This window comes from Kitasatospora sp. A2-31, assembly GCF_022288725.1.
Taxonomy (GTDB): domain Bacteria; phylum Actinomycetota; class Actinomycetes; order Streptomycetales; family Streptomycetaceae; genus Kitasatospora.
Map to the genome: position 1 here is coordinate 722071 of NZ_JAKNTA010000005.1, position 10902 is coordinate 732972.

The window sequence follows — 10902 nt, forward strand, 5'->3', positions numbered from 1 at the left end:
GTACGAGGGCGGGGCGTGGGAGTTGAGCTGCGGTACTCGACGCGGGCGGAGCGGTATGGCAAGATCAACTAAGCTCGGGGGCCGTAGAGTATCCGATGCAATGATCGGACGTTAGGGATATAGGGCAATTGCCCTTGGCAAGCTGTCCGAACCCTCAATTCCGGCCCCAGCCTGGGCGAACGCCGCGCAGTGCGCCCCCCGCGGCGCTAACCTCGCTCCCACGAGCACGGAACTGCGAGGCGGAGGCGCGACGGTGACCGAGCGGGAACACGAACTGCGGGTGGGGGCGGGAACCGGCGGACAGGAGGCCGACACCGCGTCGACCCGGGTCAGGCTGCGCGACCGCGACGCCGAACTGCGCTCCGCCGAAGCCGCGGTGGAGAAGCTCTGCCGGGAGTTCGCGGCCGGCGGCACCGAGATCGGCGAGCTGCTCACCTTCTCTGGCCGCCCCGGCATCGGCAAGACCAGCCTGCTGCACGAGGTCCGCCGGATCGCCAAGCTCCGCGCCGGTACCACCGTCCTGTTCGCCCGTGGCGGCGAGCGCCAGTCCAACGAGCCGTACCACGTGCTGCGCCAGCTGCTCCAGCCCGTCCTCGGCAGCCTCGAACCGGCGGAGTTCCGCCAGGTGATGGGCACCTGGGAGGAGGTCGTCGGACCGGCCATGGGCCTCAAGCAGCCGAAGGCCGGCGCCCGCCGCCTCGATCCCCAGGGCGTCCGTGACGGCCTCGACTACGTCCTCACCCAGCTCGCCCCGCGCCGCGCCCCGCTGGTGATGATCGTCGACGACCTGCACTGGGCCGACCTCGAATCGCTCGCCTGGCTCGCCCAGTTCGCGGTCCGCGCCCGCGAGCTTCCCGTCCTGCTGGTCTTCGCCTACCGCGAGGACGCCGCGGACTGGCAGCCCGAGGCGCACGACCACCGGGCCGCCGTCTCCGGCCTCGCCACCCGCCGGCACGAGCTGAGCCGGCTCACCCTGGTCTCCGTCACCGACATGGTCCGCGCCGAGCTCGGGGACAAGGCGGAGGACTCCTTCTGCTACGAGTTCTGGAACGTCGTCAACGGCAACCCGTTCGAGGCCGTCGCCCTCCTCGACCAGGTCCGGGACCAGGAGCTCGACCCGGTCGAGGAGAACTCCCAGCAGCTGCGCGAGCTCGCCGTCGACGTCATCGGGATGACCCTCAAGGGCTGGCTGGACCGGCTCGGCGCCTCCACCCTGCGCTTCGCCTGGGCCTGCGCGATGCTCGGCACCGACATCCGTCAGGACCTCGCCGCCCGGATCTCCACCCAGAGCACCGAGGGCGCCCGCGACTCCGTCAAGCAACTGCGCAAACAGCGCATCCTCACCCAGACACCCAGCGGGAACCTGGAGTTCGTCCACCCGCTGATCGGCAGCTCGATCTACAACACCATGCCCGAGTCCACCCGGACCGGCATGCACGGCGTGGCCGCCGCCGAGATCGAGAACGCCGGGCTCGGCCTGCTCGCCGCCTCCCGGCACCTGGTGGAGACCTTCCCGGGCGAGGGCGACGACCGGACCGTCCGCAAGCTGCGCCGCGCGGCCCAGGAGCACCTGCTGATCGGCGCGCCCGAGGCGGCCCAGCGCTGCCTCCACCGCGCCCTCGCCGAGCCGCCGGACGACGACATCCGCGCCGAGGTGCTCTACGAACTCGGCTGTTCCGCCCTGCTCACCGACCCGGCCGCCACCGTCAACCAGCTCAAGCTCGCCCTCGACCCGGAGGAGGGCCCGCTGCGCCCCTCGCTCCGGGTGGACGCCACCTTCCGGCTCTCCGAGGTGCTCGCGCACAGCGGCCAGCTCGGCGAGGCCGCCCGGGTCTGCCAGGAGGAGGCCGAGAACACCGTCGACGACCCGGCGGGCCGGCTCCGGCTGGAGGCCGCCGCGTTCATGTGGCACGCCTACCGCAAGTCCGAGGAGGACGGACCCGCCCGCTCCGTGCGGCTGGGCGCGCTCTGCGCGGGCCTCACCGGCCGGGAGGCCGCCGACAGGGCCGTCCTGGCGCTGCGCGCCTGGGACCTCACCCTGCGCGGCGAACCCTCCGCCGAGGTGCTGCGGCACGCGGACCAGGTCCTCGACCAGGGCCGGCTGCCCAAGGGGCTCGGCTGGACGGACTCCACCTGGGGCTTCGAGCTGCCCGCCACGCTCGGCCTCTCCTACACCTACAACGACCGCATCGCCCAGGCGGAGCGGCTCTTCGGGGACGCCATCGTCCAGTTCGAGATCGCCGGCTGGAGCGGCGCCCACCGCGGCTTCGCCTACTTCCTGATGGGCCTGGCCCGGTTCCGCCGCGGCCTGCTCGCGGAGGCCGAGGACTTCCTGCGCCGGGCGCTGCGGCTGTCCGAGCGGATCGGCCCCAAGCTGCCGCTCGCCTGGGACGCCGTCGGCGTCCTGGTGGACACCCTGATCGCCCGCGGCCGGGTGAACGAGGCCTGGGAGGTCGCGAGCGGCTTCGGCTTCAACCCGCCCTACCACGACACCGCGATGGTCCTGCCGGACGCGGCGTCGCTCTACGGCAAGCTGCTGCTCGCCAAGGGCCGCAAGGCCGGCGCCGCCGCCGCGCTCACCGACGCCGGCGCCCAGCTGGAGGCGCGCGGCTGGCACAACACCGTCTGGGCGCCGTGGGCCGGCCACCTCGCCGTCGCGCTGGCCAAGGACGAGCCCGAGCGCGCCCGCTGGTACGCGCAGAAGTCCGTCGCCGACGCCCGCCGCTTCGGGACCGCCTCGGCGATCGGCACCGCGCTGCGGCTGCAGGCCGAGATCGAGGACGGCCAGCAGGCGGTCGAGCTGCTGGAGGACGCGGTGCGCCACCTCGGGCAGTCGCCGGCCGGCTACGAGCACGCCGTCGCCCTGGTGGACCTCGGAGCCGCGCTGCGCCGGGTCGGCCGGCTGGAGGACGCCCAGGAGTACCTGTACCAGGGCATCGAGCTGGCCCAGCACTGCGCGGCCGACGGCCTGGTCGTCCGGGCCCGCCGCGAGCTGGCCAACTACGGCCTGCGGCCCAACCGGCTCAGTGACACCCGCGAGACGCTCTCCCAGCCCGAGTGGGACGTCGCCCGCCTCGCCGTGCGCGGTCTGCCGGCGCAGCGGATCGCCGACCAGCTGGGCGTCCACCTCAGCCTGGTCAACCGCCGGCTCGCCGCGGTCTACCGCAAGGCGGGCAGCGGCCCCGACGGGCTCGCCTCGGCGCTCGGCCTGCCGCCGGAGCAGCCGGCCGACGGTGCGGGCGACCACGCGGACGGGTAGGGGCGGGGAGCCGTGCCGGCGAGCGCTGCCGGGGCCCGGGACGGGGCGGCGGCCGGGAGCACCGGGGCGGCGCGCGGGCGCGGCAAGAGCCCCCGCACCGCCCCCGGTGACTAGGCTTTCGATCCGTAAAGGAACTCCCGGGGCGCCGCCCTTCGGCGGGCTTCCGACGACCGGGTACCAAGGGGCTGCGGCGCGTCCGCGGCCGGTAGTGAGGAGCAGGCCATGGCGACGCCCCCGGCGAACGGGTCGCAGGCGACCAGCGTGCGGCGCGGACCCCTCGAATCATCGGGCGCCGGCATGGCGATCGAACGCTGGACGCTCCGGGCCGGCCCGTACGAGGCGACCGTGCTCACCCTCGGCGCCACCCTACACACCCTCACCGCCCCCGACCGCTCGGGCCGGCCGGGCCAGGTGCTGCTGGCCCCCCACGGGCTGGCCGAGATCCTCGGCCCGGGCCGGCACCACGGCAGCGTGATCGGCCGGTACGCCAACCGGATCGACGGCAGCACGGTGACCATCGACGGCGAGGAGCACCCGCTCGCCCCCACCGGCGGCGGTGTGACCCTGCACGGCGGGCCGGACGGCTTCCACCATCGGATGTGGGAGGCGCAGGCCCTGCCCGAGGGCGTCCGGCTCCGGCTGCACAGCCCGGACGGCGATCAGGGCTTCCCCGGCGGGCTCGACGTCACCGTCGACTACACGCTGAGCGCGGCCGGTGAGCTGGTGATCGCCTACCGGGCGGTCACCAGCCGGCCGACCGTGCTCAACCTGACCAACCACGCCTACTTCAACCTGGCCGGCGAGGGCAGCGGCGACGTCCTGGGCCACCTGCTGACCGTGGACGCCGACGGGTACACCCCGGCCGACGAGCGGCAGATCCCGTACGGGCGGATCGAGCCGGTGGCCGGCACGCCGTTCGACTTCACCGTCGCCCGCCCGATCGGCAAGTCGGTGCACGACGAGCACCCGCAGCTGGCCGGGCCCGGCGGCTACGACCACAACTGGGTGCTGCGCCCGCGTCCGGCGGAGGGCGGCCCGGCCCGTGCGGCGCTGCTGGAGGACCCGGTGAGCGGCCGGACCCTGGAGGTGCTGACCACCGAGCCGGGGATCCAGGTCTACACGGCCAACAAGTTCCAGGGCGGGGTGACCGGGGCGAGCGGGACGGCGTACGGGCCCTACGCCGGCGTGGCGCTGGAGACCCAGCACTTCCCCGACTCCCCGCACCATCCGGAGTTCCCGGGCACCGAGCTGCGGCCGGGGCAGGAGTTCCGCTCGACCACGGTGCTGCGGCTCGGGGTGGCCTGACCCGGGGCACCTACGGCGGGCGTACCGAGGGCGGGGTGGGTACGGCAGGGTACGAACCGTCGCCAGGCACAATGGGGGAGTCGACAGAGCCCGGACCTTCGGCCCGGGCTCTGTGCATGCCGTGCTGCAAGCGTCTTTCCGCAACGCAGCGTACTAATCGGGCCGTCTGTACCTGGGCGAACCTGACATATCGGCACCGCGGCTTCACCGGTCAACTACCGTGCGGCAACGCGAAGGACACGCGCGCGTAACGATCGGCGATTCTTGCAGAAACTTGCTGCAAGGACTTTCCGCGGTGATTGCGCCGCTGTTAACTTCCTTCCGAGCCCGACGGCAGCAACGGTGCGGTCGGCACGAGGCAGCCATTATGCGCCTGTCTCCCAACATCTCGGGCACCCCCACCCCTCCAAGGAGTTCTCATGCGGCGTGGCATCGCGGCCTCTGCCCTCGTTGTGGCCCTCGCGGTCTCGATGGCTGCCTGTGGCAGCAGCGGCTCCAGCTCGGACGGCAAGGCCGACGGGCCGGTCACCCTTACCTACTGGGACACGTCGAACGCCACCAACGAGGCGCCCAACTACCAGGAGCTCGTCAAGAAGTTCGAGGCGGCCAACCCTGAGATCAAGGTCGACTTCGTCAACGTCCCGTTCGACCAGGCGCAGAACAAGCTCCAGACCGCCATGGGGGCCAAGGGCGCTCCGGACGTGTTCCGCTCCGAGGTCGGCTGGACCGCCGCCTTCGCCAAGGCCGGCTTCCTGGAGCCGCTGGACGGCACCCCGGCCACCGCCGACGCCGGCTCCTTCCAGCCCACCCTGGTGCAGCAGGCCAAGTACGACGGCAAGACCTACGGCGTTCCGCTGGTCACCGACACCCTGGGCCTGCTCTACAACAAGGAGCTCTTCACCAAGGCCGGTGTCGCCGCCGCCCCCAAGACCTGGGACGAGCTGAAGACCGCCGCCGCCGCCGTCAAGGAGAAGACCGGCGTGGACGGCTTCTGGCTGAAGGCCGCCGACGGCTACTACGCGATGCCGTTCCTGTTCGGCGAGGGCACCGACACCGTCGACGCCGCCGGCAAGAAGATCACCGTCGCCTCGCCCGAGGCCGTCAAGGCCATCGAGACCTACAAGTCGATGTTCACCTCGCCGGGCACCGCCAAGGCCGACGTCACCAGCGACGCCTACGCGCACATGATGGACGCCTTCAACAGCGGCAAGGTCGCGGCGATCATCCAGGGCCCCTGGGAGATCACCAACATCTACAAGGGCTCCGCGTTCGCCGACAAGACCAACCTCGGCATCGCCCCCGTCCCGGCCGGCGCCTCCGGCAAGGCCGGCGCCCCCACCGGCGGCCACAACATCTCCGTCTACGCCGGCTCCGACAAGGCCCACAAGGCCGCTGCCGAGAAGTTCGCCGCCTTCATGACCTCGGCCGAGAGCCAGGCGTTCATCGCGAAGAAGAACTCCACGCTGCCGACCCGCTTCGACGCCTTCACCCCCGAGGTCAAGGCCGACCCCGGCATCGCCGGCTTCCAGGCGGTCCTCTCCAGCGCCAAGCCCCGCCCCGAACTGCCGGAGTACAGCTCGCTGTTCGCCTCGCTCGGCACCAACCTCGGCAAGGTGGTCCAGGGCACCGGCACCCAGGACGGCCTGAACACCGTCGCCACCGACTACGCCAAGCTCCTCCCGGGCTTCGCGAAGTAACACCCCGCAGCCGTCCGGCCCGCCGCCACCTCCCCGGCGGGCCGGACGGCCGGACCCGTAGCAGCAGCAGTCGCCGTAGCGAGGCGGCGGACCTCCCCGAGAAGGTGTCGAACATGTCAGTCGCCGTGCAGGGCGCCACCGGCCAGGGCAGCCGGGAGCGCGATCCGCGTCCGGGCCTGATGGAGCGCCTCAAGCGCTCGTACGCCAAGCACTGGTACGCCTACGCGATGATCGCGCCGGTGGTCCTGGTGCTCGGCGTCCTGGTGCTCTACCCGCTCGCCGAGGGTGTCTGGCTCACCCTCACCGACGCCAACAGCCTCAACGCCGCCCGCAAGATCGGCGTCAACGAGGTCCCGGCCAGCTACCACTTCGTGGGCTTCGACAACTACGCCGACATCCTCTGGGGCCCCGGCTCGTACGACCGCTTCTGGTCGCACTTCGTCTGGACCATCAGCTGGACGGCCCTCTGCGTCGCCCTGCACTACGGCATCGGCCTCGGCCTCGCCCTGCTGCTCAACCAGAAGCTGCGCGGCCGCGCCTTCTACCGGATGCTGCTCATCCTGCCGTGGGCCGTGCCGACCTTCGTCACCGTCTTCTCCTGGCGGCTGATGCTCGCCGACGGCGGCGCCGTCAACGGTCTGCTCTCCGCCCTGCACCTGCCCGAGCCCGGCTGGCTGGACGACCCGCTGGCGCAGAAGGCCGCCGCCGTGCTGGTCAACACGTGGGTCGGCGTGCCGTTCATGATGATCTCGCTGCTCGGCGGCCTGCAGGCGATCCCGGCCGAGCTCTACGAGGCCGCCGAGATGGACGGCGCGACCGCCTGGCAGCGGTTCCGCCACGTCACCCTGCCCGGGCTGCGCACCGTCTCCTCCACCGTCGTCCTGCTCGGCGTGATCTGGACCTTCAACCAGTTCGCCGTGATCTTCCTGCTGTTCGGCGGCAACGGCGCACCCGACGCCCAGCTGCTGGTCACCTGGGCCTACCGCCTCGGCTTCGGCCAGCAGCCCCGCGACTACGCGCAGTCCGCCGCCTACGGCGTCATCCTGCTCTCCATCCTGATCGTCTTCACCGCCTTCTACCGGCGCTGGCTCGCCCGCAACGAGCAGGCGAACGGCTGATCCCGACCACCCCGGCGACACGAAGGCAGGAATCCCGATGAGCACCACCACCGACCGACCCGCACCCCTGACCACGCGCCCCGCGGCGCCCGCCGCCCGACCGGCCAAGGCCCGCCGCCGCGGCGAGGCGAGCCCGCTGGCCCGGGCGCTCTCGCACGGAGCGCTGATCCTGGCGAGCCTGATCGCGCTCTTCCCGGTGGCGTGGATCGTCTACGTCTCCTTCGGTCCGGACAAGACCGACTACCTGCACCCGGGCGCCATCCTCGACAAGATGACGCTGGCGAACTACAGCACCGTGCTGTTCGACACCGACTTCTTCACCTGGTTCGGCAACGCCTTCCTGGTCTCCGGCATCACCACCGTGTTCGGCGTGCTGATCGCCGCGTCCACCGGCTACGCCGTCTCCCGGATGCGCTTCCCCGGCCACCGGCCGCTGATGTGGTCGCTGCTGGTGACCCAGATGTTCCCGATCGCGGTGCTGATCGTGCCGATGTACACGATCCTCTCCGAGCTCGACCTGCTGGACAGCTACCTGGGCCTGGTCCTGGTCTACTCGACCACCACCGTGCCGTACTGCGCCTGGCTGCTGAAGGGCTACTTCGACACCATCCCGGTGGAGATCGACGAGGCCGGCCGGGTCGACGGGCTCACCCCGTTCGGCACCTTCTGGCGGCTCGTGCTGCCGCTCGCCCGGCCGGGCCTGGCGGTAGCCGCCTTCTACTCCTTCCTGACCGCCTGGGCCGAGGTCGCCTTCGCCTCCACGTTCATGCTCAGCTCCGACAAGTACACCCTCGCCGTCGGCCTGCAGACCTTCGTCAGCGAGCACGACGCGCAGTGGAACCTGATGGCCGCGACCGCGGTGCTGATCGCGATCCCGTCGTCGCTCCTCTTCTACCTGGTGCAGCGCCACCTGGTGACCGGCCTGACCGCCGGCGCCTCGAAGTCCTGACCGCTTTCCCGCTCCTCTGATCCCCAAGGGACACCGTCCATGACCCAGAACCTGGCCGACACCTCCCGGCCCGCCGCCGACGCCACCGCTCACGAGGCCAGCGCCGGCGCGTCCAGAGGCTGGTGGCGGGACGCGGTCATCTACCAGGTCTACCCGCGCAGCTTCGCCGACTCCAACGGCGACGGCATGGGCGACCTGCCCGGCATCCGCAGCCGCCTGCCCTACCTGCGCGACCTCGGCGTGGACGCCGTCTGGCTCTCCCCGTTCTACGCCTCCCCGCAGGCCGACGCCGGCTACGACGTCGCCGACTACCGCGCGGTCGACCCGATGTTCGGCACCCTGCTGGACGCCGACGCGCTGATCCGCGACGCGCACGCGCTGGGTCTGCGGATCATCGTGGACCTCGTCCCCAACCACTCCTCGGACCAGCACGAGTGGTTCCAGCGTGCTCTGCGCGAGGGTCCTGCGTCCCCCCTGCGCGACCGCTACCACTTCCGTCCGGGCAAGGGCGAGAACGGCGAACTGCCGCCCAACGACTGGGAGTCGATCTTCGGCGGCCCGGCCTGGACCCGCTCGGAGAACCCGGACGGAACCCCCGGGGACTGGTACCTGCACCTGTTCGCCCCCGAGCAGCCCGACTTCAACTGGGAGAACCCGGCCGTCGCCGACGAGTTCCGCTCGATCCTGCGGTTCTGGCTCGACATGGGCGTCGACGGCTTCCGGATCGACGTCGCCCACGGCCTGGTCAAGGCACCCGGCCTGCCCGACATCGGCGGCGGCGACCAGCTCAAGCTGCTCGGCAACGACGTCATGCCGTTCTTCGACCAGGACGGCGTGCACGAGATCTACCGCAGCTGGCGGAAGATCCTGGACGAGTACCCGGGCCAGCGGATCGGCGTCGCAGAGGCGTGGACCCCGACCGTCCAGCGCACCGCCAACTACGTCCGGCCCGACGAGCTGCACCAGGCCTTCAACTTTCAGTACCTGGGCACCTCCTGGGCGGCGGACGAGCTGCGCGAGGTGATCGACCTCTCGCTCGACTCGATGCGCCCGGTCGACGCCCCCACCACCTGGGTGCTCTCCAACCACGACGTCACCCGGCACGCCACCCGGTTCGCCAACGAGCCCGGCCTCGGCACCCAGATCCGCACCCCCGGCGACCGCGCGCTCGGCCTGCGCCGCGCCCGCGCCGCCACCCTGCTGATGCTCGCGCTGCCCGGCTCGGCGTACCTCTACCAGGGCGAGGAGCTCGGCCTGCCGGACGTCACCGACCTGCCGGACGAGGTCCGCCAGGACCCGTCGTTCTTCCGCCAGGCCGGCCAGGACGGCTACCGCGACGGCTGCCGCGTGCCGATCCCGTGGTCCGGCACCGAGGCCCCGTACGGCTTCGGCCCGGTGGCCGGCGGCCCGAGCTGGCTGCCGCAGCCCGCCGAGTGGGCCGAGCTCAGCGTCGAGGCGCAGACCGGCGATCCGACGTCCACCCTGGAGCTGTACCGCAGCGCGCTGGCCGTCCGCCGCGCGCAGCCCGACCTCGGCGCCGGCACCGACGTCGAGTGGCTGGACAGCCCGGCCGGCACGCTGACGTTCCGCCGCGGCTCCTTCGTCTGCACCGTGAACACCACCGCCGAGCCCGTCCGGATACCGGCGCCCGGCCGCCTGCTGCTCTCCTCCGCGGACGCCGTGGTGGACGGCGGCGAGACGGTGCTCGCTCCGGACAGCACCGACTGGTGGGCGGTCTGACGTGGTTGCAATAGGCTCTGGGACCGTGACTACGGCGCGACTCTCAGACATCGCGGCGCAGGCGGGGGTCAGCGAAGCCACCGTCTCCCGCGTGCTCAACGGCAAGGCGAACGTCTCGGCCGCCACCCGGCAGACCGTGCTGGCGGCGCTCGACGTGCTCGGGTACGAGCGGCCGACCCGGCTGCGCCAGCGCAGTGCTGGCCTGATCGGGCTGATCACCCCCGAGCTGAGCAACCCGATCTTCCCCGCGCTGGCCCAGGTGATCGAGCAGGTGCTGAGCCGGCACGGCTACACGCCGGTGCTCTGCACCCAGACGCCGGGCGGGTCCACCGAGGACGAACTGGTGGAGATGCTGGTCGACCGCGGGGTGTCGGGCATCGTCTTCGTCTCGGGACTGCACGCCGACACCACCGCCGACCACGACCGGTACGCCCGGCTCATCGGCCGGCAGGTGCCGTTCGTGCTGATCAACGGCTTCAGCGAGAGGATCGACGCCCCGTTCATCTCGCCGGACGACCGCTCCGCGATGTGGATGGCCGTCCAGCACCTGGCCGAGCTCGGCCACGAGCGGATCGGTCTGGCCGTCGGCCAGCGCCGGTACGTGCCGGTGCTGCGCAAGATCGAGGGCTTCACCGCGGCCATGCGCGAGGTGCTCGGGCGGACCGAGGAGGAGGCCCGGGACCTCGTCCACCACACGCTGTTCAGCGTGGAGGGCGGGCACGCCGCCGCCGGCGCGCTGCTGGACAAGGGCTGCACGGCGATCGTCTGCGGCAGCGACATGATGGCGCTCGGCGCGATCCGCGCGGTGCGCCAGCGCGGGCTGAGCGTCCCCCA

Annotated in this window: 7 protein-coding genes; all 7 read left to right on the forward strand. The window is 72.0% G+C overall.

Going from position 1 to position 10902, the window contains the following annotated elements:
* Positions 1-253 precede the first annotated feature (253 nt).
* Positions 254-3259 (forward strand): AAA family ATPase, encoded by a 3006-nt coding sequence (locus MCM47_RS17980; RefSeq protein WP_238862627.1) that lies wholly within the window; start codon positions 254-256, stop codon positions 3257-3259.
* A gap of 222 nt (positions 3260-3481) precedes the next feature.
* Complete coding sequence (locus tag MCM47_RS17985; RefSeq protein WP_238862628.1) at positions 3482-4564, forward strand: aldose epimerase family protein; 1083 nt, start codon at positions 3482-3484, stop codon at positions 4562-4564.
* A gap of 419 nt (positions 4565-4983) precedes the next feature.
* A complete protein-coding gene (locus MCM47_RS17990; RefSeq protein WP_238862629.1) occupies positions 4984-6261 on the forward strand; it encodes an extracellular solute-binding protein in 1278 nt (425 codons plus the stop codon).
* A 113-nt stretch (positions 6262-6374) separates the two neighbouring features.
* Positions 6375-7379: a carbohydrate ABC transporter permease gene (locus tag MCM47_RS17995; RefSeq protein WP_238862630.1), complete on the forward strand. Its 1005-nt coding sequence runs from the start codon at positions 6375-6377 to the stop codon at positions 7377-7379.
* A gap of 37 nt (positions 7380-7416) precedes the next feature.
* A complete protein-coding gene (locus MCM47_RS18000) occupies positions 7417-8328 on the forward strand; it encodes a sugar ABC transporter permease (protein WP_238862631.1) in 912 nt (303 codons plus the stop codon).
* Between the two features lie 39 nt (positions 8329-8367).
* Entirely contained in the window at positions 8368-10068 is a 1701-nt protein-coding gene (locus tag MCM47_RS18005) for a glycoside hydrolase family 13 protein (protein WP_238862632.1), read from the forward strand.
* A gap of 25 nt (positions 10069-10093) precedes the next feature.
* Positions 10094-10902, forward strand: an 809-nt coding sequence (locus MCM47_RS18010; protein ID WP_238862633.1) for a LacI family DNA-binding transcriptional regulator, incomplete at its 3' end; no start/stop codon positions are given.

What these genes read in the sequence shown, in the direction of transcription:
- MCM47_RS17995 (WP_238862630.1), top strand. Translation starts at nt 6,375, where the DNA reads ATGTCAGTCGCCGTGCAGGGCGCCACCGGCCAGGGCAGCCGGGAGCGC.
- MCM47_RS17990 (WP_238862629.1), top strand. Translation starts at nt 4,984, where the DNA reads ATGCGGCGTGGCATCGCGGCCTCTGCCCTCGTTGTGGCCCTCGCGGTC.
- MCM47_RS18000 (WP_238862631.1), top strand. Translation starts at nt 7,417, where the DNA reads ATGAGCACCACCACCGACCGACCCGCACCCCTGACCACGCGCCCCGCG.
- MCM47_RS18005 (WP_238862632.1), top strand. Translation starts at nt 8,368, where the DNA reads ATGACCCAGAACCTGGCCGACACCTCCCGGCCCGCCGCCGACGCCACC.
- MCM47_RS17985 (WP_238862628.1), top strand. Translation starts at nt 3,482, where the DNA reads ATGGCGACGCCCCCGGCGAACGGGTCGCAGGCGACCAGCGTGCGGCGC.